The organism is Burkholderiaceae bacterium DAT-1 (genome assembly GCA_019084025.1).
GTDB lineage: Bacteria > Pseudomonadota > Gammaproteobacteria > Burkholderiales > Chitinimonadaceae > DAT-1.
In genome coordinates, this window is record JAHRBI010000005.1 from 35,905 (window position 1) to 57,296 (window position 21,392).

The window sequence follows — 21,392 nt, forward strand, 5'->3', positions numbered from 1 at the left end:
TGAAGCATATCTGCATTGCAAGTCACTGATCTTCCGTTGACCTATCATCGCCGCGAAGCAAGCCACTCCTCCGGAATCCAGCAAAACTATGTAGGGTGATACTAGAATGATTCTGGAAACCCCTGACATGGAGCGGGGTGCAAATGGCGCTCGCGCCTGCGTACCCTCGGGATAACTGAATGAAAATCGCAGTGATCGACGACAACCAAACCAATGTGATGGTGCTGGAGCGTCTGCTCAGGCAACACTTTGCATTGGACTCCGTCTCGTTCAATGACCCCTGGTTAGGCCTGGAATGGTGTCTGACCCACCGGCCTGATCTTATTTTGCTTGATTACATGATGCCCGGTTTGGATGGGCTGGGATTTGTGACCGCCTTCCGCGAGGATAATGCGAGTCCTGACACGCAAATTATCATGATCACGGGCAATACAGATCTGCAGGTGCGCTATGAAGCGCTGGATGCAGGCGCCAATGACTTTCTGACCAAACCACTTGATGCGGCGGAATTCAGGGCGCGCGTCAAAAATATGCTGGCACTGAGCAAAAGCCATCATGCGCTGCGAGATCGTGCGGCCTGGCTTGCCGTAGAAGTTGAGCGTGCAACGGCTAATATCCGCTCGCGAGAGCTGGAAACTATTTTCTTATTGTCTAAAGCCGCCGAGTACCGTGACCCGGAAACGGGGGCGCATATCCTGCGCATGGCGACTTTCTCGGCCATGATCGCACGGGAGCTTGGTCTGGGTGAGCCCTTTGCCAATCTGATTTATGAAGCCTCGCCCATGCATGATATCGGCAAGGTTGGTACGCCGGATCGCATTCTCCTCAAGCCGGGCAAACTGGACCCCGACGAAATGACCATCATGCAGCAGCATGCCATGAATGGATACGAAATTCTCAAGGACAGCCATTCACCCGTGTTACAGATGGCCGCCAACATTGCGCTATGTCATCACGAAAAATTCGATGGATCGGGCTATCCACGCGGACTCAAAGGCAGTGAGATTCCGATTGAGGGTCGCATCGTGGCGGTGGCCGATGTGTTTGATGCGCTCACCTCGACTCGCCCGTATAAACGCGCCTGGCCTGTGGATGACGCACGGCAGTTTCTGACTGACCAGAGCGGGAAGCATTTTGACCCGGACATCGTAGAGGCCTTTTTACGGCAGTTTGATGCCGTACTGGCCTTCCGGCACCAGCATATGGACGACGACACCCCTTCGTGAGGCCCCACCATGCACATCCGACAATTTAATTGCACTGCCGACACAGTTGACTCCCTTCAAGACTTTCAGGGAGGCGGTGCCACGCTTGTGCTGGTATTCGGCTCCGTGCAGCAACTTGCAACGCCGGGCGTGTTTGCATCACTGCGATCTCATTTCCCGCGCGCCCATATTGCGGGTTGTTCAACGGCGGGGGAAATTTCCTCAGAAGGCGTCAGTGACGATGGTCTGGTTGTAACGGCCGTGCAATTCGAGAATGTCACGATCACACCGGCAGTTACCCATGTTTCGGCTATTCCTGACTCGCAATCAGCAGGCGAGCGCTTAGCTGCTCTCCTCGCGCCCTCCCAGCCTGATGCGGTATTGCTCTTTGGCCCGGGCGTGGACGTAAACGGTAGCGCATTGATTGCGGGTTTGACCGAAAACCTGCCCGGCCGCCCGACAGTCAGCGGCGGCCTCGCCGGAGATGGCGGCGCCTTTAAGCAGACCCTGACCTTGGCCAATGGTGAACCGGATGCACGTCAGGTTGTAGCCATCGGACTGAAGGGGGCAAATCTCAAGGTTCAGCACGGATCACGCCATGGCTGGATTCCGTTTGGTCCGGCAAGACGCGTGACGCGTTGCGAGGGAAATTTGCTGTATGAGCTCGACAATGAGCCTGCATTGTCCGTCTACAAGCTGTACCTTGGCGAATACGCGCGCGATCTGCCTGCGTCCGGCCTGCTCTTTCCATTTGAAATGCTGGGTCCGGATCAGAGTGGCGTGGGTCTCATCCGTACCATTCTGGGCATCGACGAAGAAAAGGGCATGTTGATCCTGGCGGGCGACATCATTGAAAATGGCTATCTGAAACTGATGCATGCCAGCACCGACTCACTGGTCGATGGCGCAGAGGAAGCGGCAGTGAACAGTAGCGACACGCATGATCATGCGCAGGACGCACTGGCTCTGCTCGTAAGCTGTGTCGGGCGCAAGCTGGTGATGGGTTCGCGAGTCGATGAAGAAATCGAGGCCGTATCAGACCAGTTCGGCAAGCAGACAGTTTTAACCGGTTTCTATTCCTATGGCGAAATCAGTCCAGACCAAACTTTCGCCAGTTGCGCACTTCACAACCAAACCATGACCATTACACTGATCAGCGAGCACAGCTAACGCGCCATGAGCACGGGACATAAAACCCTCTTACGCCAGCTCAAGCGTTCTCTTGGCATTCAGGGGCAGGAGGCGCTGGATGCGCTTCTTGCAAGCGTTGCCGATCCAAGTCATCCCGACTTTGCACACAATTCAACCTTGATTGCGCAGGGCTTCCCGCAATTGCTGACAATGGTTGCGCAATCATACGAGCAATTTGATCGGGATCTGAATCTACGTACTCGCAGTCTGGAACTATCATCAGCAGAACTGACGGCCGCCAATGACAAATTGCGCTCGGAAGCATTGGCGCAACAGGAAGCACTGGAATATCTGCTGCATACAACCAACGAGCTGCTTAAAAGTGTTGGGCTTGATCCGGTTGATCGCGCCAATGGCGATATCGTCAGCTTGAGTCTGTTGATTCGTAATCTGATCAGTGAGCAGGAACGCAATCAGCGGCGCATCGAAGAAAGCGAGCAGAAGCTGCGTAGCTTGGTGGCCAACTTCCCCGGTTGCGTCTACCGGCTTCGTCCCGCCAATGTACTATCAATTGATTTTGTATCTGATGGTATTACTGCACTGACAGGCTATAGCGTAGATGAAATCGAGCAGCACGCAGACGCTTACTACAGCGGGACGGTTGACCCGGATGTACTGACGTGGAAAGAGACGCAGATTCGTGCGGCGATTCGGGAGCGGCAATCATACGAACTCGAATATGAAATGATCCATCGCGATGGGAGCCGCCGCTGGGTGCTGGAACGCGGACGCGGCTTATACAACCCCGAGGGCAAACTGCTTTCCATTGATGGGCTGATTCTGGATAACAATGCCATTCACTTGGCGCAACAGGCCATTATCGAAACCAGGTCGCAACTACTTAGCGCCATCGAGTCGCTGGATGTCGGCTTTATTATGTTCGACCGCGACGAGCGGCTGATTATCTGCAATGAAGCATTCCGGCGCACGCATGAACCGATTCGTGCGCATTTGCTGCCGGGCACGCACCGTGAGACCCTGTTCAGGGAATGTTTCCGTAATACCCCCCTGCAATTGCGCAATTTTGACCCGGGAAAAAGCCATACACAGGACGAAAATGAGTATGTCGAGCTTTGCCTGAGTACGGCGCGCGGGCCGGATTATGTGCGAGAACGACGTTATCCCGGTGGCTGGGTTCGACAGCAGCAAACCCGCACGCCCGAGGGACTCGTCGTCGAACTGCACACCGATATTACCGAGCTGAAGCAACTCAATATTGAACTTGGCAGCGCAAAGGAAGCGGCCGAAGCCGGTAGTCGTGCCAAGAGTGAGTTCCTCGCGAATATGAGTCATGAAATTCGTACGCCGATGAATGGCATCATCGGTATGACGGAACTGACCCTGTGTACCGAGCTTCAGGATGAGCAGCGGGAAAATTTGAAGCTAGTCTTATCATCCGCCCATGCACTGCTCACCGTAGTGAATGATATTCTTGATTTCTCCAAGATCGAAGCCGGTAAGCTGGCCATTGAGCATATTCCTTTTTCGCTACAGGAATTATTGAACGAATCCATCCGGCCGCACAGTCTGCGTGCAGAGGAAAAAGGCCTGCATCTCGACTGCGCCATTGATCCAAGTATCAACGACCAATTGATCAGCGATCCCGGGCGCATTCGCCAGGTCATCAATAATCTGCTGAGCAATGCGATTAAATTTACCGCCAAGGGCGAAGTGGTTCTGACGGCGTCCCTGGCATATGCCAAAGATGGCCTGCCCAAGGTTCAGATCAGCGTAAAGGACAGCGGCATCGGTATTCCGCCTGAAAAGCAGGCCATGATTTTCGATGCGTTCTCTCAGGCAGATTCGTCAACCACTCGCCGATTTGGCGGGACGGGCCTGGGGCTGAGTATTTGTCGGCAACTGGTCAATCTGCTGGGTGGCGAAATCTGGGTGGAAAGTGAGTCAGGTGTAGGCAGCATTTTTCATTTCACCTTCACACTTGTCGCGGGTGATAGCAATTTTGCGCCAGACCCGGACAGTGTGGCGGTGCTGCGCAATATGCGTGTTCTGGCGGTTGACGATAACGCGGTTAACCGTCACTGGTTAACGACAATGCTGGCAAACTGGGGCACGCAGTATCGTGTGATTGAAAGCCCGAAGCAGGGCTTGCAGCTGATACAGAATGAACCCTATCAGTTGATTTTACTGGATGTGGAGATGCCCGACATTTCGGGCTTCGAATTACTTGAAGAAGCGCGGGCGATTCAGCCTGCCGCTACGGTCGTCATGCTTTCATCTGCAGGCGCGCGCGGCGACGAGGCTCATGCCAAAACGAGTGGCGCTGACGCCTTTCTGGCCAAGCCGGTCAGTCAGACAGCCTTGCTGCAAGTATTGCTGGCTGCGATTGGCAATCGGGCAGAAAGCATGGGGCTCAAGCAGCATGGCATCTCCCCGGTCGAAGCCGAGCATGCCGCACCTGCTCTGAATATCCTCATTGCAGAAGACAATCCAGTCAATCAAAAGATTATCACGCGCATGCTGGATCGCTGCGGTCACGCGTTTACATTGGTGGAAGATGGTACTCAGGTGCTTGGCGCCTTGGCTGCGAATCACTTCGATTTGGTGCTGCTCGACCTTCACATGCCAGGTATGGGTGGATTAGACGCGGCAGCTGCAATCCGGCAGTTTGAGCAAGAAACTCATCGCCAGCGCTTACCGCTGATTGCGCTCACCGCAGATGCAATGACAGGCACCCGCGAAGCGTGCCTTGCTGCGGGAATGGACGGTTATTTAAGCAAGCCTTTCACACTTGATGCATTGATCAGCATACTTTCAGACCATATAGGCGAAGGCGCATCGCGGACTCATTTGCAGGCCGCACAGACGTCTCCCCTCTCGTATGATGATGTCGAGACGCTACTGAAACGTCTGGATGGCGATCGGCCGTTCATGGAGAGTATCACTCAGATTTTTCTGCGTGATACCGCCACACATCTCGACACGATTCAGCGCGCAAGCGAATCCAATGATATGAAGTCGCTGCACCTGAGCGCACACTCCATCAAGGGCGCAGCAACGTCGATTGGGCTGGATGCCATTGCAGAGGCTGCTGCACGCATCGAGGAGAGAGCGTCCAAGGGCATACAGGGTGACTATGCCGACGACATTGCCACCCTTGAGCAGAGCGTCGCATCATTTGCCCATCAGCTCTCGCATTATCTTGCCGAATAATGGCTGCTTGATCTAGGTACGATGCGTGACTGAGGCGGGAAGCTCGTTACAGTGAACGCTCAAAGTGCATGAGCAGACGATGTAACTCACTAGCCACATCCGCGAGGGTTTCCGTACTGTAAGCTACTTTACCGATTGCATTGCTGTTCTGCGCAGTCAGCGCCGACATACTTTCCATATTGTGCGTCACGTCATTGGATAGCTGAGCTTGCTTATTCAGCACCTGGGCAATATCCCGGCTAGCATGCGCGATACCTATGGTCGCAGAGTCTATTTCGCCAAGACTATTTCGCGTAATCTCGATACACCGCTGCCCCTCTGTCACTGCGGACGTTGCTTCCACCATGGATGTCATAGCAGTCATGGTGACATTGTGAATATCTGCAATCGTTGCGGTAATGGTGCTGGTACTGGTCGATGTACGCTCAGCCAGCTTGCGAACCTCATCGGCAACCACTGCGAATCCGCGCCCTTGCTCGCCTGCCCGTGCGGCCTCGATGGCGGCATTGAGTGCCAATAGATTTGTCTGATCCGCAATTTCCTTGATGGTTTGCGTGATCGCACCAATCTTGGATACAGCATCATGCAGAGAGTGAAGTGTTTCCGATGCGCCGCCTACCTTGGCTACTACCAAGGATGAGGCTTTCTCGACATCATCCATCTGTGCCACACAGCGCTTGGTGGTGTCGCGCATGGACTCGGCATGCACGGCGCCAGTCTGTGTCGAGGCGGATATCTCGCCCACCGCCTGGTTCAGTCGCTCCAGTGCCTCGGTCACCTCATTCGCTCCGCTCGCCTGATCGAATGAATGCTGCATCAGCTCCATCGTTTGCTCGCTCAGCGTGGCGGACTGCTCCCCAACCGAATTTGCGGCCGTAACCGCGTCTGCAATCACAGCACGTAAATTGACGCGCATGGACTCCAGACCGCTCAGCAGCATCTCAAATTCCCTGAATCCCTTGACCTGAATATCACTTTTCAAGTCCCCTTCCGCCATTCTTCTGATGGCAGCGTTGGCCTGTTCAAGTGGATGATTAATAGATTGATTCAGCCAGGCAATCGCGCCCGTACACATCGCCAGCAGGCAAATCACCACCAGCCAGTTAGGTACGCCAGCCACTTCCAGACACCAGATGATCAATGCAGGCAAGAAAATCGCCACAGGCAGCGTCCACACCAGACGGAGCCGAGAAAAATTTGGGCTGCTCGGAAAGGCTTGGCGTCCCTGATTCACGTCCCGGTAGAGTTGATCAGCCTGTTGAATCTGCTCATTGCTTGGCGCACTGCGCACTGACATATAGCCAACGGTTTCATTGTTTCGTGTAATTGGCGTGACATAGGCATCCACCCAATAGTACCCGCCATCTTTGCAGCGATTTTTGACCCTGCCAGACCATGGCCGCCCATCCTGTACTGTCGACCACAGATCAGCAAAGGCTGCCGCAGGCATGTCTGGATGACGCACTGCATGATGAGGCTGGCCGATTAGTTCACCCCGATCAAAACCACTTATCTGCAGAAATGCTTGATTTGCATAGGTAATTACACCCTTCAGGTCGGTTTTAGTGACCACAGGACGTTTTGGATCCAAAAACTTCTGCACATTGCTGACAGGCTGATTGTTTTTCACAAACGTCTTTCAAAGTCAGGCTTAAGGGATGATAGATGAACCTCATCAAATGTTAGGAAAAGCAAAGACAGAATTCAAAGAGGGGAAATTTGATTTACATTTGCACAAAAATAAACCCGTCATATGACGGGTTTAGGGATCAAGCGAATAACCAATTGACATCAGCGCTCTAGGATGGCGGTTACGCCCTGGCCTCCAGCGGCACAAATGGAAATAAGACCACGTCCGCTTCCCGCCTCACTCAGCAATTTGGCCAGCGTCGCCACCACTCGCCCCCCTGTTGCTGCAAACGGATGTCCCGTCGCGATCGAACTGCCATGCACATTCAGACGTGACCGGTCGATCTTGCCCAGCGGCTGATCCAGACCCAGCTTATCCTTGCAGAAAGTGGGCGACTCCCATGCGGCCAGCGTACACAGCACCACGGCAGCAAAGGCTTCGTGAATTTCATAGAAGTCGAAATCCTGAAGGGTCAGACCGCGACGCTGCAGCATGCGCGGAATCGCGTAAGCAGGCGCCATCAACAGACCTTCGCGCTCGTCGATAAAGTCCACCGCGGCCACTTCGCCTGCGGTCAGCCACGCCATCACTTTCAGGCCACGTGCCGCCGCCCACTCTTCCGAGCAGATCAGCACAGCCGAGGCGCCATCGGTCAGCGGCGACGAATTGGCAGCAGATACGCTGCCACCCTGCGCAAATGCACCCGGCAGCTTCGCCATTTTATCCAGTGTCGAATCCGGACGCAGCGGGTTGTCACGCGTCAGGCCATGGTATGGCATCACCAGATCATCGAAGAATCCGGACTCATACGCCTTCAGCAGATTCTGGTGGCTGGCCAGTGCCAGTTCATCCTGCTCTTTGCGGCCGATACCAAATCGATCTGCCGTAATCTGCGCATGCTGGCCCATAGATTGACCTGTACGCGGCTCGGCATTGGCCGGGAAATCAGGCACCAGATAGCCGGGCTTCAGCAGGCCAAAGGCTTTACCTAAGCGGTCGCCAAGCGTTTTCGCGCGATTCAGGCGCAGTAACTGCTTCTGCAGGCCACGATTCACCGCAATTGGTGCATCCGAGGTCGTATCTACGCCGCAGGCAATGCCGGCTTCGATCTGGCCCAGCGCAACCTTGTTGGCAATCAAAATCGCGGCTTCCAGACCGGTGCCACAGGCCTGCTGGATATCGAATGCCGGCGTTGCAGGGTCGAGTCCGCTGGACAGCACGGCCTCGCGTACCATATTCCAGTCGCGCGAGTGTTTCATGACAGCGCCTCCCACCACCTCACCGAGACGCACGCCCTGCAGGCCAGTCTTCTCAACCAAGCCCTTCAGGGTGTCGGTCAGCATGGTCATATTGCTGAGCTCGGCGTAGGCCGTGTTGGAGCGTGCAAAGGGAATGCGGTTGGCGGCCACGATGGCTACGCGCTTGATGGAACCTGTCAGCATGTCTGGCGTCCTGATAATTTAGCTGGCATCATTCTAATGAACACGGATGTTTATATGCAACGGTAACTGAACGGATGTTCATATATGCCACACAAGCACGATCCACTGATTCGACTCGCCGCGGGCACTGTCACAGGCAAACTCGTCAAAGCACTCGGCCTCCCTGCTCCGGTTGAGCTTAAGCGTGAATCCGGCGACTGGCGTGCGAACGAGTTTTCGGACAGACATGCTGTCATCGGCCCCTTTGAGCATAGTCCGCTCACCCGGCATATTCATCACGTTCTAAGCGCCAATGGTGCAGACGTTCACACTGGGCCGCGCTGGCACATGACCGCCCGCATAGACATGGTGATATTCGACGCCAGCCAGTTCACCCAGCCCAGCGATCTCGATCAGTTGCGTGCGTTTTTTGTGCCCTTGATGAAGCACTTGAGCAGATGCGCACGCATTGTGATTATTGGTGCGTCCGTAAATGCTTGGACAGATCCAATACGGGCCGCGCTCATTCATGCGCTGGATGGTTTTGTCCGTTCGCTCGCCAAGGAAATTGGCCGAACCGGTTGTACTGCCAATCTGATATTGGTGGCAAGCGGCTCTCAAGCGCGACTGGCTGCACCCCTGCGCTTTCTATGCAGCCATCGCAGCACCTATGTTTCGGGCCGCACCTTTCATGTTGATCTTCGAGCCACGGCACCCATGCCATCCACCAGCCAGCCGCTCGCCGTAGTCACCGGTGCGGCACGTGGTTTGGGTGCTGCGACAGCAAAGCGGCTCGCTGAAGCGGGTTACCATGTTGTCTGTATCGATATTCCGGCGGCGCAACGTGAACTGGACATCCTTGCCAGGGATCTCAACGGCTCAGCAGTGCCACTGGATATCACCCAGCAGGATGCGACCGATAAGCTCTCACGCCATATCGCACCCAAGGGCGGTATCGATCTGATGGTCCACAACGCCGGCATCACCCGCGACCGCACCCTTTTCCGCATGAGCTCGCAGGAATGGCAATCTGTCATGGCGGTGAATCTGGAAGCTATCCTGCGCATTGATGCCGCACTCGATCAGCACCAGCTGTGGAAGCCCAGCGCACGCGAGGTTTGCCTGTCGTCCATCAGCGGTCTGGCTGGCAATGTGGGTCAGGCCAACTATGCGGCCTCCAAGGCTGCATTGGTAGGATATGTGGCAGCGCGTGCAAGCCGGATCGCTGAGATGGGAATGCGCATCAATGCCGTGGCACCCGGCTTTATCGAAACCGAGATGACCCGCCGCATTCCATTCATGATTCGCGAAGTCGGTCGGCGCATGAATGCGCTTAAGCAGGGCGGCCTGCCGCGTGATGTGGCCGAACTGGTGACATTTCTGGGTTCACCGGATGCATATGGCATTACCGGCCAGACCATCCGCATCTGCGGTCAGGCGCTAATGGGGGCATGAGCGTGAAAGAACTTCCAGCCGACGCACTCCTGACCCCTGCCATGCCGGGCAAACTACCCCGAGGCGCCACCGGCCTTCCGCCTGAAGCAGTCGAACTGGAGCAGCGCAAGCGGCTGGTTCGAGCGACGGCAGCGGTCGTCGCTGCCAAAGGATATGCCCAGACCACGGTGAGCGACATCATCAAGCAGGCTGGCGTATCACGTGCGACGTTCTATGCGCTATTTGCGGACAAGGAAGATTGTTTCCTGTTTGGCTTCAGAAAGCTGGCAGAAGCCCATTTCCGGACGATGCAGGAAGCGCTGACGGCAAGCCACGATGCTTCGCTGCAATTTCCAGCGGCCATGCGCGCCTACATTGACAGAATCAATGCAGATACGACGCTGGCCAGCGCCTTTATTGCCGAAGCGATGAATGCCTCGCCCACCATTCAATCCCAATGCATACAAGCACAGCAAAGACTGGCGCAGACGATTGGCAACTGGATTGAACAGCATACAGGTCAGGCGCCACAGCCTGCGAGGCTATCGCTGGCCATGCATGGCCTCACCGGCTACATCATTGAACAGCTCACCACAACAGGCGTGATTAGCTGCGACAGCATCACTGCCATGATCGGTTTTTTCGAGATCAGTCTCGGCTTACGCAAGACATCGTGAAAGATGTGAACGCTGACTAGAAAAACAAACAGCCCGTCATTGCTGACGGGCTGCGTGCCAAAATTCTGGCGTCCCCACGGGGATTCGAACCCCGGTTATCGCCGTGAAAGGGCGGTGTCCTAGGCCTCTAGACGATGGGGACGTAAAGAGGAAGAGCGCGCACTATACGCACTCCCACTCTAGCAGTCAACACTTTTATTTGCCAGCAGACATCACACGTTGTCTGCGACTTTCCGACAAACAGATACCGGATGCCACGGAGACGTTCAGACTCTCAACCGAACCAAACATCGGGATGCTCACCAGCACATCGCAATGCTCGCGGGTCAGGCGGCGCATGCCATGCCCTTCAGCACCCATTACCCATGCCAGCGGACCGGTCTGATTGAAGTGGAACAGGTCGCTCTGACCTTCCATATCCGTCCCGGCAATCCACACGCCTGCATCTTTCAGATCACGCAGTGTACGGGCCAGATTGGTGACGACGATATACGGCACCACTTCGGCTGCGCCGCAGGCCACTTTGGACACAGTTGCATTCAGGCCGACCGACTTATCCTTCGGTGCAATCACTGCATGTACGCCCATGGCATCTGCTACGCGCAGACAGGCGCCAAGATTGTGCGGATCGGTGATGCCATCCAGAATCAGCAGCAAAGGCGGCTCGTTCAGGTCTTCCAGCACCTCATCCAGATCGACGTGATTCTTCGAGAGATCCACTACGGCCGCCACGCCCTGATGCTTGCCCTGCCCGGTCAGGCCATCCAGCCGGTTCGGATCGGCAGGAATCACTTTCTTGCCGTTTAATTCCGCCAGCTTCAGCACCTCCTGCATGCGCGGATCGGTGCGTTCACGCTGGACATACAGTTCCAGCACGCTGTCCGGCTGACGCGACAGGCGGGCGATAATGGCATGAAAGCCAAACAAGACTCGGGTTTGCGACATGGTGCTTCTTTCCTGACAGACGTGATGCACATCACATCCGATTAAATAAACGCGCCGGACGATTCATCCAGCCTAAACGAGGGTTGTACGTCAGTTACACTGTTCAAGCAAGAGCTGAACCGTGCGATTGCCCTGATATTCATTGACCGTCAGTTGATAAACGGCCTCAATCTGATCTGGCAGTGGCTCGGCATGCTGAAAACGCATGGCCTCAAGCATCACCCCTCCTTCGCCCAGTAATTTCAGCTTCAAATGCTTGGAGCCCACCAGACGCTGCTGCGCCACACGGAAGCGGCCTGCGAATTTTGGGGCAGGAAAGCCCTGCCCCCATACGCAACGCTCCAGCTGCTCGGCGAGTTCCAGCGTCATATCCTGCACATCCAGTGCGCCATCGGTTTCAATCTGGCGTGTGAGTGCGGACGGGTCCATCAATTCGCGGCAGACTTGCTCGAATGCAGCACGGAAAGCCTCTACCTGACGGCCAGATAGTGTCAGTCCTGCCGCAGCAGCATGTCCGCCGAATTTGCTGATCATATCCGGATGACGCTTGGCCACCAGATCAATTGCATCGCGCAGATGCAGGCCGGGAATAGATCGACCAGAGCCTTTGATTTCGCCATGCATCCCTTCGGCAAATACCATCACCGGGCGATGATGCTTGTCCTTCAATCGGCTCGCCACCAAACCGACAACCCCCTGATGGAAGTCTTCATCAAACACAGTCAGGCTAAAGGCATCGCCCACGGCGATGGCATCGATACGCGCCTGTGCCACCTCCTGCATGTCCTGCTCAATGGCGCGACGCTCGCGATTGAGGCGATCCAGTTCACGCGCCATCTCCAGCGCAGCTTCGTGATTGTCGCTCGTCAGGCAGGCAATCCCGAGCGACATATCGTCCAGCCGTCCCGCTGCGTTCAAGCGCGGCCCAATCATAAAGCCCAGATCACCGGCGCTTGCACGACGAATATCGCGGCCTGCGGCTGTAAAGATGGCCGCGATGCCCGGCTGGGCGCGGCCTGCACGCATACGGCGCAGCCCCTGCTCTACCAGAATGCGGTTATTGGCATCGAGCCTCACTACGTCAGCCACCGTCCCCAGCGCCACCAGATCCAGCAATTCGGCCAGATTGAATTCGGTCTTGCCCTCGAATACGCCGCGCTTGCGCATTTCGGCGCGTGTAGCCAGCAGGGTGTAGAACATCACGCCGACACCTGCCAGCGATTTACTGGCAAACGTACAGCCGGGCTGGTTCGGATTGACGATAAGCGCCTCCGGCAGTTCATCGCCGGGAAGGTGGTGATCGGTGATCAGTACGTCAATGCCCTTGGCGCGGGCATGGCGCACAGCCGGCGCGCTGGCAATGCCGTTATCCACTGTCACGATCAGATCCGGCGATTGCTGTGCCGCCAGATCGACAATTTCCGGCGTCAGTCCATAACCGTATTCAAAGCGATTGGGAACAATGAAGTCCACCACCGCCCCCAGGCCACGCAGGCCACGAATCGCCGTTGCACAGGCAGTGGCACCATCGGCATCGTAATCAGCCACGACCAGCATGCGCTCGCCATCGCGAATAGCATCGGCGAGCCGGCTTGCTGCATCACCAATCCCTTTCAGGCCTTCAGGCGGCAGCAAATGACGCAAATCAGTCGCCAGTTCTTCGGGCGTTTCGATGCCACGGGAGGCATAAATTCGCGCAGTGACCGGATGCAGGCCGGACGCCTCCAGCCGCGCCTGTGAATCTGCGCTAACGTGTCGGGTAATGATCTTCATTTTTGATTAGCTTCCTGCAGCCAGCAATGACGTCGCAGCTGGGCCGCGCCAGAATTTCCAGCGGGCAGATGCAGTCAGTTCGAAAGTCAGCACGCCAGCCATATCAGGCAGGATCAGGGTTAACGCGGGAACCTGCCCCTGCTTCCACGCTGAATACAATGGCACTAACACATCCCGATCCAGCAAAACCAAGGCATCGCGCCATGCATAGATATCGCCGCTTCGCGCTGCTGTCGCCAAGGTATCGCAATATAGCAGCATGTCGTCGGACAGTCGCTGCAAGGCTTCAGGCACGGTCTGACAGGTAGACGCTGCGGCCGCACTCAGTGCCTGAATCAATATGCTGTTTCCAGCGATCATCTCAGCAGGAGACTGTGCAGCCTCCCCGCGTCCTTCGCCCCATATCCAGAGCGAATTCAACAATGGCCGCCCCATGGCTGCACGCTGATCATTGACAGGATGCGTATACAGCAGCATCTGGATTTCATTGAGAATACCGTGCCATTTCAGACCATCCGGGCCTGAAGGCAGATGAGCCTGCATGTCCTGCCCTAATGCACGATACAGCGGTACGGTGGACATGGCTGGCGGAGCATTCAGCGCCACAAACCAGCTAGCCGGCGATGGCGCATAAAACTCCATGCCATCTTGCGAAAAATGCTGGTTCAGCGAGGCCACCAGCGCGTCTGCTTCTTGCTGATCAATCCCGGCGGACGACACATCCAGCACCAAGGCACGATCACGATCCACGCGCGCATGAATCGGGTCGGCCTTTAACCATACGCGACCATCCTCTGTAGGCAGATTGGCCTGACGGGCAGTCAGTTCTGCCACGCCACTGGCCGAAAATTCGTTCAGTAGCCACTCTTCAGGATGCATCCCGGTTGACTCCCGGCGGCTTCCTCGCCCCATCCAGAGCGTCAATCCCGGCAGCGATAAGCCTTCGGTTGGATCAAAATGCGGTGCAAATCGCAACGCCGGTACAACTACTCTAACAGCCATCCACGTGTTCCACTCAATGTCAGACCCTGAAGCACCTCTTCACCGGGTACACGGTCAACGCGGTACAGCACTGTCCCCGCGAAAATTTCAACGATTTCCATGACGACAAACATCATGTCGCCCTGCGAAGTGCCGGGTACGCCATAGCGCATGCCGGTTTTCAGGCAATCCGAATTCATCAGCAGCAAGTGCCGCTGATGATTTAAACGATCTGGCGGTAAATACAAGCCATTCACGCCAGTCCAGACATCGCCGAGCGGTCCATTCGCCCACTGGGAACTCGTCCCCGGACTCATAACGCGCACTTCCTCTGGCGCACGCGAGAGCATTTCCAAACCAACAAGCAACTGGTCTACGCCGTCCGCAGCGACTCGGCGTACCACGCCCAGCCGCCACTGCTTTTCGTCATCCGTCTTGATGCCCAGTAGTTCGCCGGACTTCAGCCAGTCGCTTTCTGCCGGGAAACGCAAACCCAGGCCGGTCAGACTTAAATTGGCTACATCGCAGCGCTTGCATCCCGCCGCCGATGTGTCCGCAAAATGGCGAGACAAGGCGATTCGTTCACCCACCTGCTCAAATCCGATTACCCATGCGACCGATGCTTCCACATCATGTCGATCGGATAAGCGCGCAGGCGGCGTGCCCTTCAGGTGCCTGCTCATCAACTGCACAATGGTGCACATTTCATGAAACGGCATTTCGTGCATGTCATCAAGAAGTGCAGGCAGGGTATGCTTTACCTGCATTTCGTGTTCCCACTCATCCAGTAGCATGAGCACACGCCGATAACTCAGTCTGATTGGCCATGCGCCGCCCGGCTCCGCGCCATCGCCCAGAATAAACGGAGACGGAGGAACTGCAGATGGAATCACATCCACACACTCTGCCAGCACCCGTGTCAACTGAAACGCTTCGAGTGGCTGACGCGAATGCAAGTCCGGTGTGAGTACTTTTTCGGTTAGCACACGCATGGCCAGCGGATAGGCAAGCGCCAGACGATCCACCTCGTGATTGAGATATGGCGCCACATTGTCAAATAACGCAGGCCAATCCGGCGCATCCAGATGCCCATCGCGCACGCGCAAGATCATCCGTTCGGCAGCCTGCCATTCAAGATAAGCCGCCATCAGCGTCGTAGAATGCGCCTGCGCCAGCAACTCTTCCAGTATTTCCCGAACCAATGCGGCATAGCTTGCCACACCGCGCACTTGCAAGCTTAATCGGACGGGATTGGGAGGGCCATCCAACACTGAAAACAATACACGTTCCAGCTGATTGGACAATGGATCGAGCAATTCAGCAAATAATGGCGCGGGATGCTTACGCATGCGCAAATCGAGCCTCACCTGTACTAACCAGTCTGACAGGCGGGGAATGAGCTGCAAAGGTGGCTGATGCTCAACAGTCGAGAGCCACTCATGTGCCATGGGGAGCCAGTCATCGCGCTGGAATAGCTGCTTGAGTCTCGACAACATGTTACGCTCGCGGCCTCCGGATCATTCCGTCATGTTGAATACGGTGAAACAGGCCAATTGCCTGTATCAGGTAGCATCTGGATTTTACCAAAGCACATCTGGTCACCACAGATATAATTTTCAGGGACGACAAAAAACGTGACATCGTTTGAATGGCTGATCGGGTTACGCTACACCCGCGCCAAACGCCGCAACGGCTTCATCTCCTTTATTTCCGGCGCATCCATGATCGGCATTACGCTGGGCGTGGCTGCACTGATTACCGTGCTGTCCGTGATGAACGGGTTTCAGCGCGAAGTGCGCTCGCGTATTCTCGATTCGGCCTCACATATCAAGATTAGCGGACCAAACGGACAATTGGCAGACTGGATGACGGTCAGCCGTGAAGTCAGTCAGCATAAAAGCGTGACTGGCGCCGCGCCATTCGTAGAATCACAGGGTCTTGTTTCCTTTGACAGCTTTCAGGGTGCCCTCATTCGCGGCGTCGATCCTGCACTGGAACCTGCCGTATCCGCATTTCATACCCACATGCGCCAGGGCAAACTGACTGATCTGCGACCCGGTGAATACGGAATCATTCTGGGCAGCGGCCTCGCATCCATGCTGGGCGTGCAGGTTGGAGACCGGATTCGTGTGTTTGCCCCGGATGGCAATGTCACGCCGGCCGGCGTGATGCCGCGCTTCCGGCAGTTTACCGTAACCGGCATTTTTTTCATGGATGCCTATCAGTATGATTCCGTACTGGCACTGGTTCATATCACCGATGCGCAGCACCTGTATCGCATAGGCGACAATGTATCCGGCGTCCGCCTCAAACTGACCGATGCACTGAAAGCACCTCAGGTCGCCCACGAAATCACCATGGCCAGCAAGCGCCCGCTGTATGTAAGCGACTGGACTCAGGAAAACGCGCAGTATTTCCGTGCAGTGGAAATCGAAAAGCGCATGATGTTCCTGATTCTGGGTCTGATTATCGCGGTTGCGTCGTTCAATCTGGTGTCCGGACTGGTGATGTCGGTCACCGACAAACAGGCCGATATCGCCATCCTGCGCACGCTGGGCGCATCACCTGCCAGCATTCGCAAAATCTTCATGATTCAGGGCGCATTCACTGGAATTGGCGGCACCATACTGGGCGTCATCTGCGGTCTTCTGCTTGCATACAACGTCAGCGACGTGGTGAGCTTTATCGAACGAGTATTCAGTATCCGCTTCCTGTCAGCACAAAGCTACTACATCACCGAACTGCCTAGCGAAGTGATGATGTCCGATGTGGTCTCCATTGCCGCCGTCTCCCTGATTCTGTCTCTGCTCGCCACGATCTATCCGAGCCGTCGCGCAGCCAAAACCCAGCCTGCCGAGGCATTGCGTTATGAGTAAGTCCATGTCGAGCGATCTGATTCTCCATGCCAGCAATCTGAGTAAAGTCTACGAAGAAGGCCCGGCGCGGGTGCAGGTGTTGAATAACGTCAACCTGACGGTGGCCAAGGGCGAGATGCTGGCGATTGTCGGAGCCTCTGGCTCTGGTAAAAGCACGCTGCTGCACGTATTGGGCACGCTGGATTCGCCTAGCTCGGGCAGCCTGAGCATTCAGGGTAAAGACCCGTTCAGCCTGAGTGAAGCTGCGCGCGGCCAGCTGCGCAACGATACGCTGGGCTTTGTCTACCAGTTTCACCACCTGCTACCGGAGTTCACCGCCGCCGAAAACGTCGCCATGCCGCTGTTGATCCGCCGCATGCCGCGCGCTGAAGCGATGAAGCAGGCCGAAGCCATGCTGGCTCGCGTAGGGCTGGGCCACCGCACCGCACACAAGCCCGGCGAAATGTCGGGTGGGGAACGCCAGCGCGCCGCCATCGCCCGCGCACTGGTCACCCAACCGGCCTGCCTGATGGCCGACGAGCCTACCGGCAACCTCGACCGTGGCACTGCAGACAGCGTATTCGAGCTGATGCTGCAACTGAACCGCGAAATCGGCACCGCACTCATCATTGTCACCCACGACCCCGAACTGGCCGCCCGCACCGGACGCGTGATGCATCTGCGCAATGGCCAGCTGAGCGAGGAAACCGCAGCATGACACACCGCCTTGTCCTGCAAGGACGCGACATTCCGACCCGTACACTGAAAGAACTGGCGCAGGCTGTTGGCGCTCAAGCCATCGAAGCCATCCAGCATCCGGCCATTGCGCATCAAGCTTTCCGCCTGACTGGCGTGCATGCCGCCACCCTCAGCGCCGACATGCTCGACGACATCCGCACCCGCTGCGAGCGCGAGCAGATCGACATGGCGCTGATGAGCGCTACCGACACGCTGGATCGCATTGGCCTGATCGTGATGGATATGGATTCCACACTGATCACGATTGAATGCATCGATGAAATCGCCGATATGTGTGGCATCAAGGCGCAAGTCGCCGAGATCACCGAGCGCTCGATGCGTGGCGAACTCGATTTCGCCGCCAGCCTCACCGAGCGCGTCAAACTGCTGGCCGGGCTGGATACCGCCGCACTGCAGCGCGTCTACGACGAGCGCCTGCAACTCACGCTCGGCGCGGAAGCGATGCTAAACACGCTGCATAGCCAGGGTACGAAAAGCCTGCTAGTGTCCGGCGGATTCACCTTCTTCACCGAACGCCTGCAGGCGCGCCTGAACCTGACCCGCACTGTAGCCAATGTCATGGAAAGTGCTGAGGGTAAGCTGGCTGGCCGCGTCGTTGGTGCGATTGTCGATGCCCAGCGCAAAGCGGACGAACTCATCGCCGAGCGCCTTACCCTTACCGCCCCGAAGGATCGCATCATCGCGATTGGTGATGGCGCCAATGACCTGAAAATGCTGGCCGTCGCCGACTACGGCATTGCCTTCCACGCCAAGCCGGTAGTACGTGCACAGGCAGCGTACAGCATTAATTTTCTGGGGCTGGATGCGGTGGTGGGGATGTTTGCGTGAGGAGAAAACGCTAAGTGACGCTGCGAAGGAGTCCGCGCGTCACTCTGCGCCTTTCATGAACAACTGCATGTATCGTGACACTCACTGAATCAACGCTATAGAACAGGCGAAATGGGAAGCGGTCGAGCGACCAGACGCGCAGCTCAATGTGCCGAACCAAATGACTGAACCGATGCGACCCTATATCAGGCCGCTCAGCTAGCAACACTGTCGCGCCACGAAATTCATCCCTGAATCTAGCTGCCACCTGAACGGAGGCTTCATGTGCATAGTAATGCACAGCTTCCTTGATATCGGCGGCCGCCTTGGGAGAGATGTTCACTTGCCGCATCATCAGGATTTGGCAATGATGGCGTCAAGTTCCCTGAAAAATGCGTCATCTACCGGAATCGGTGTGCCGCTACTCATGCCTTCCATCACCAGATCGTAAATGCGTTGTTCCTCCTCGTCCCGAGGGCCATAGCTATCGGGAACATCGGGGAGCGGCATGAGTTCCGCCGGATCAAGTGATTTGAGGTTGAGTGAGGTCATAGGGTTCATTGTATGCCCTCATCGCCAGATTTGGAATCTACTCCCTCAACCGGGGGAGCAATCCGAGTGATGCTATGGCATGCTTGCGTAAACGCAAATGAGCTTGCTCATCCTGCAAAAAACTGCGCCAAAGTGCAAACATTCCAAGCAATCATTGTCGCCAGAACTGATGAATTTCACCATCAATCCAGATTTCCTTGGGAATACCGTTCGCTAGATCAAATGAATTTCCATGAACGGGATCAACATCTGAAAATAACAACTTTGTCCCATCAAGTAAAATTGATGAGGCGGTATAGTGACTATATTGACCAATAAATTTGCACTGAGCATCCAAAAACACAAGCCGGCTTGTCTGCCTTGACGACTCACCCCAGACCAACTCACTTGAGTAGATAATGTACAAATCGGTCTTGCCGATATATTTCAGATGCAAATGCGATAACTTTGTATCCTTCTTTGGCCAAGAATCGGCATCGACTTTATGCAACTGATTGCGAATACAGGGGCAATACGGCATCGATGATGCCATTGCCATACAATTTATCAATGCAACCAGAAAAAGTAAAATGATCCGCACACATTTTCCATAATTAATTATTAATCCCACCCAACATAAACAGATCAACCTCCCTTACCATTGATATTCTTCACCTTAGGCTCAAGCATTTTCTTAGTGTCATTTCCAATCTTATCAATAGCCGACAAAACACCCAGTGCAAAGAGAGAAAAAAACAAAAACCAAACAATCCGGGGAATCTCATCAACAAGGAATGCGCTCACAATTATCCCCGAAAACAACAATGAAATTGCAGCCATTATTTTTTCAAAATATTTCCCCACAACTATTCCTTCTAAATGATTTCGCATTCCCAATATTTTCCAATAGGAGATATTGATATTAGTATTAGACATTCCCAAACAATGGCATCACAACAAAGAACAGCGCCACATTATTTAATGCATGTGCAATAAACGTGACTGACACACTCGCCACGATGCCTTCATCACGCATACTGGAATAGGCATGAGCAAGAATCACGCCAATGAAAAAGGTGGTGATCCCGTGAGCCATACCATCGGTCAATGTATGCCCTGCGCCAAAAAAGAGTGCGCTTAAAATGATCATCAAATTACGATGACCTTTGGTTACCCGCCTGCCAATTTCAATTGGCAACGACTGACCCATAAATGTTTCCACAAAAGGAATCAGCAATACACCAACCGCAAAGATGGCAGCGCTATTTGTTGAAGCCAACTCATGCGCCTGACTTCTGGGTAAATCTGAATACAGAAGTGAAACAGCAAATATAGCCATCAATGAAACCAGCAAAACCATACGGGCATATTTCGCGCCCATTAAGGCATAACGAAGACCCGCCCGAATATCAGCCAGCATGAATGGTAAAAAACCTGCCTGCGACATATTACGAGCCTCCCGAGTGATTTTAATTTGCCCGTTACCGGCTAATTAACGACTGCCAAACTTTCTCCCCACCCACCAAGCCCACACCGCCATCCCGCCAAATCCGACAATCCCCCAGCCCGGCAGCGCAATGCCGAGGAAGGTCCAGTCGATTTTGGTGCAATCGCCGGTGCCGTAGAGCACATCGCGTACCACGCTAAAGAAAGGCTGCTTTTCCAGCATGAACATCAGGCCTGCATCGCAGGTCGTCATGCCTTCCGGCGGACGCAGTTGAATCCAGGTGTGGCGGATGGAAATACACATGCCCAGCAGTGCCGGGACAATGATGGCGCGTGACCAGAAGGAGGCCGAACCGGTGCGGGCCGGACGCACGCCGATGGCGGCGATCAGCGCGACCACGCCCGTCAGCATGATAAAAACACGCTGGAAGATGCACATCGGGCACGGATTGAGGAACTGGTAGTACTGCAGGTACAGCGCGAAGGCAATCATGCCGGCGCATGCAAGAGAAATAGCGAAATAGCCAAGACGCAAAAGCAAAGGTGAACGCATGGTGACTCAGGCA

20 protein-coding genes and 1 tRNA gene are annotated in these 21,392 nt (G+C 55.3%); 8 read left to right on the top strand and 13 right to left on the bottom strand.

What is annotated here, in order from left to right:
• Positions 1-179: 179 nt before the first annotated feature.
• The 3 genes from KSF73_11120 to KSF73_11130 are packed head-to-tail and all read left to right on the top strand — an operon-like array spanning position 180 to position 5,567.
• A complete protein-coding gene (locus KSF73_11120) occupies positions 180-1,226 on the top strand; it encodes a response regulator (GenBank protein MBV1776262.1) in 1,047 nt (348 codons plus the stop codon).
• A gap of 9 nt (positions 1,227-1,235) precedes the next feature.
• Positions 1,236-2,375 (top strand): FIST C-terminal domain-containing protein, encoded by a 1,140-nt coding sequence (locus KSF73_11125; GenBank protein ID MBV1776263.1) that lies wholly within the window; start codon positions 1,236-1,238, stop codon positions 2,373-2,375.
• A 6-nt stretch (positions 2,376-2,381) separates the two neighbouring features.
• On the top strand, positions 2,382-5,567 hold the full coding sequence (locus KSF73_11130) for a response regulator (GenBank protein ID MBV1776264.1): 3,186 nt from the start codon (positions 2,382-2,384) through the stop codon (positions 5,565-5,567).
• Positions 5,568-5,613: 46 nt separating this feature from the next.
• Here KSF73_11130 and KSF73_11135 read toward each other — a convergent pair whose 3' ends face one another.
• Positions 5,614-7,158, bottom strand: a complete 1,545-nt coding sequence (locus tag KSF73_11135) for a methyl-accepting chemotaxis protein (protein MBV1776265.1) — start codon at positions 7,156-7,158, stop codon at positions 5,614-5,616.
• A gap of 200 nt (positions 7,159-7,358) precedes the next feature.
• On the bottom strand, positions 7,359-8,639 hold the full coding sequence (locus KSF73_11140) for an acetyl-CoA C-acetyltransferase (GenBank protein ID MBV1776266.1): 1,281 nt from the start codon (positions 8,637-8,639) through the stop codon (positions 7,359-7,361).
• Between the two features lie 84 nt (positions 8,640-8,723).
• On the opposite strand from KSF73_11140, the gene KSF73_11145 reads away from it, so the two are divergent.
• Both KSF73_11145 and KSF73_11150 read left to right on the top strand, forming a co-directional pair.
• A complete protein-coding gene (locus tag KSF73_11145) occupies positions 8,724-10,073 on the top strand; it encodes a 3-oxoacyl-ACP reductase (GenBank protein MBV1776267.1) in 1,350 nt (449 codons plus the stop codon).
• Positions 10,070-10,729 (top strand): TetR/AcrR family transcriptional regulator, encoded by a 660-nt coding sequence (locus KSF73_11150; GenBank protein ID MBV1776268.1) that lies wholly within the window; start codon positions 10,070-10,072, stop codon positions 10,727-10,729. The genes KSF73_11145 and KSF73_11150 overlap by 4 nt, the downstream gene beginning before the upstream one ends.
• Before the next feature lie 66 nt (positions 10,730-10,795).
• Here KSF73_11150 and KSF73_11155 read toward each other — a convergent pair.
• The 5 genes from KSF73_11155 to KSF73_11175 form a co-directional block, all read right to left on the bottom strand.
• Positions 10,796-10,871, bottom strand: a tRNA-Glu gene (locus tag KSF73_11155).
• Between the two features lie 53 nt (positions 10,872-10,924).
• Positions 10,925-11,674, bottom strand: a complete 750-nt coding sequence (gene rlmB / locus KSF73_11160; GenBank protein ID MBV1776269.1) for a 23S rRNA (guanosine(2251)-2'-O)-methyltransferase RlmB — start codon at positions 11,672-11,674, stop codon at positions 10,925-10,927.
• A 90-nt stretch (positions 11,675-11,764) separates the two neighbouring features.
• Positions 11,765-13,447 carry a single-stranded-DNA-specific exonuclease RecJ gene (recJ, locus tag KSF73_11165; GenBank protein ID MBV1776270.1) on the bottom strand — a complete coding sequence of 561 codons (1,683 nt, stop codon included), beginning with the start codon at positions 13,445-13,447 and terminating at the stop codon, positions 11,765-11,767.
• A gap of 6 nt (positions 13,448-13,453) precedes the next feature.
• A complete protein-coding gene (locus KSF73_11170) occupies positions 13,454-14,449 on the bottom strand; it encodes a hypothetical protein (GenBank protein MBV1776271.1) in 996 nt (331 codons plus the stop codon).
• Complete coding sequence (locus tag KSF73_11175; protein ID MBV1776272.1) at positions 14,434-15,924, bottom strand: hypothetical protein; 1,491 nt, start codon at positions 15,922-15,924, stop codon at positions 14,434-14,436. Before KSF73_11175 ends, KSF73_11170 begins: the two co-directional genes overlap by 16 nt.
• 138 nt (positions 15,925-16,062) lie before the next feature.
• Between KSF73_11175 and KSF73_11180 the strand changes: the two genes are divergently transcribed.
• From KSF73_11180 to serB, 3 genes are read left to right on the top strand one after another with little or no spacing between them, the layout of a single operon-like run.
• On the top strand, positions 16,063-17,304 hold the full coding sequence (locus tag KSF73_11180) for a lipoprotein-releasing ABC transporter permease subunit (GenBank protein ID MBV1776273.1): 1,242 nt from the start codon (positions 16,063-16,065) through the stop codon (positions 17,302-17,304).
• Entirely contained in the window at positions 17,297-18,001 is a 705-nt protein-coding gene (gene lolD, locus KSF73_11185; GenBank protein ID MBV1776274.1) for a lipoprotein-releasing ABC transporter ATP-binding protein LolD, read from the top strand. The genes KSF73_11180 and lolD overlap by 8 nt, the downstream gene beginning before the upstream one ends.
• On the top strand, positions 17,998-18,870 hold the full coding sequence (serB, locus tag KSF73_11190; GenBank protein MBV1776275.1) for a phosphoserine phosphatase SerB: 873 nt from the start codon (positions 17,998-18,000) through the stop codon (positions 18,868-18,870). Before lolD ends, serB begins: the two co-directional genes overlap by 4 nt.
• A 10-nt stretch (positions 18,871-18,880) precedes the next feature.
• On the opposite strand, the gene KSF73_11195 is transcribed toward serB, so the two are convergent.
• From KSF73_11195 to KSF73_11220, 6 genes are all read right to left on the bottom strand, one after another.
• Entirely contained in the window at positions 18,881-19,192 is a 312-nt protein-coding gene (locus KSF73_11195; GenBank protein MBV1776276.1) for a type II toxin-antitoxin system RelE/ParE family toxin, read from the bottom strand.
• A gap of 11 nt (positions 19,193-19,203) precedes the next feature.
• The gene (locus KSF73_11200; GenBank protein ID MBV1776277.1) at positions 19,204-19,410 is read right to left on the bottom strand and encodes a hypothetical protein; all 207 of its coding nucleotides are present in this window, start codon (positions 19,408-19,410) and stop codon (positions 19,204-19,206) included.
• A gap of 142 nt (positions 19,411-19,552) precedes the next feature.
• Positions 19,553-19,939, bottom strand: coding sequence for a hypothetical protein (locus KSF73_11205; GenBank protein MBV1776278.1), 387 nt, complete (start codon positions 19,937-19,939; stop codon positions 19,553-19,555).
• An 86-nt stretch (positions 19,940-20,025) separates the two neighbouring features.
• Positions 20,026-20,271, bottom strand: coding sequence for a hypothetical protein (locus KSF73_11210; GenBank protein MBV1776279.1), 246 nt, complete (start codon positions 20,269-20,271; stop codon positions 20,026-20,028).
• Between the two features lie 37 nt (positions 20,272-20,308).
• A complete protein-coding gene (locus KSF73_11215; protein MBV1776280.1) occupies positions 20,309-20,827 on the bottom strand; it encodes a CPBP family intramembrane metalloprotease in 519 nt (172 codons plus the stop codon).
• Positions 20,828-20,872: 45 nt separating this feature from the next.
• Positions 20,873-21,379 carry a disulfide bond formation protein B gene (locus KSF73_11220; protein ID MBV1776281.1) on the bottom strand — a complete coding sequence of 169 codons (507 nt, stop codon included), beginning with the start codon at positions 21,377-21,379 and terminating at the stop codon, positions 20,873-20,875.
• Positions 21,380-21,392 lie beyond the last annotated feature (13 nt).

Bases quoted from the DNA above. Each gene is read 5' to 3' on its own strand.
- KSF73_11175 (MBV1776272.1), bottom strand. From the start codon at position 15,924: ATGTTGTCGAGACTCAAGCAGCTATTCCAGCGCGATGACTGGCTCCCC.
- KSF73_11215 (MBV1776280.1), bottom strand. From the start codon at position 20,827: ATGTCGCAGGCAGGTTTTTTACCATTCATGCTGGCTGATATTCGGGCG.
- lolD (MBV1776274.1), top strand. From the start codon at position 17,297: ATGAGTAAGTCCATGTCGAGCGATCTGATTCTCCATGCCAGCAATCTG.
- KSF73_11205 (MBV1776278.1), bottom strand. From the start codon at position 19,939: ATGGCAATGGCATCATCGATGCCGTATTGCCCCTGTATTCGCAATCAG.
- rlmB (MBV1776269.1), bottom strand. From the start codon at position 11,674: ATGTCGCAAACCCGAGTCTTGTTTGGCTTTCATGCCATTATCGCCCGC.
- KSF73_11200 (MBV1776277.1), bottom strand. From the start codon at position 19,410: ATGAACCCTATGACCTCACTCAACCTCAAATCACTTGATCCGGCGGAA.
- recJ (MBV1776270.1), bottom strand. From the start codon at position 13,447: ATGAAGATCATTACCCGACACGTTAGCGCAGATTCACAGGCGCGGCTG.
- KSF73_11140 (MBV1776266.1), bottom strand. From the start codon at position 8,639: ATGCTGACAGGTTCCATCAAGCGCGTAGCCATCGTGGCCGCCAACCGC.
- KSF73_11130 (MBV1776264.1), top strand. From the start codon at position 2,382: ATGAGCACGGGACATAAAACCCTCTTACGCCAGCTCAAGCGTTCTCTT.
- serB (MBV1776275.1), top strand. From the start codon at position 17,998: ATGACACACCGCCTTGTCCTGCAAGGACGCGACATTCCGACCCGTACA.
- KSF73_11120 (MBV1776262.1), top strand. From the start codon at position 180: ATGAAAATCGCAGTGATCGACGACAACCAAACCAATGTGATGGTGCTG.
- KSF73_11170 (MBV1776271.1), bottom strand. From the start codon at position 14,449: ATGGCTGTTAGAGTAGTTGTACCGGCGTTGCGATTTGCACCGCATTTT.
- KSF73_11125 (MBV1776263.1), top strand. From the start codon at position 1,236: ATGCACATCCGACAATTTAATTGCACTGCCGACACAGTTGACTCCCTT.
- KSF73_11220 (MBV1776281.1), bottom strand. From the start codon at position 21,379: ATGCGTTCACCTTTGCTTTTGCGTCTTGGCTATTTCGCTATTTCTCTT.
- KSF73_11210 (MBV1776279.1), bottom strand. From the start codon at position 20,271: ATGCGAAATCATTTAGAAGGAATAGTTGTGGGGAAATATTTTGAAAAA.
- KSF73_11145 (MBV1776267.1), top strand. From the start codon at position 8,724: ATGCCACACAAGCACGATCCACTGATTCGACTCGCCGCGGGCACTGTC.
- KSF73_11150 (MBV1776268.1), top strand. From the start codon at position 10,070: ATGAGCGTGAAAGAACTTCCAGCCGACGCACTCCTGACCCCTGCCATG.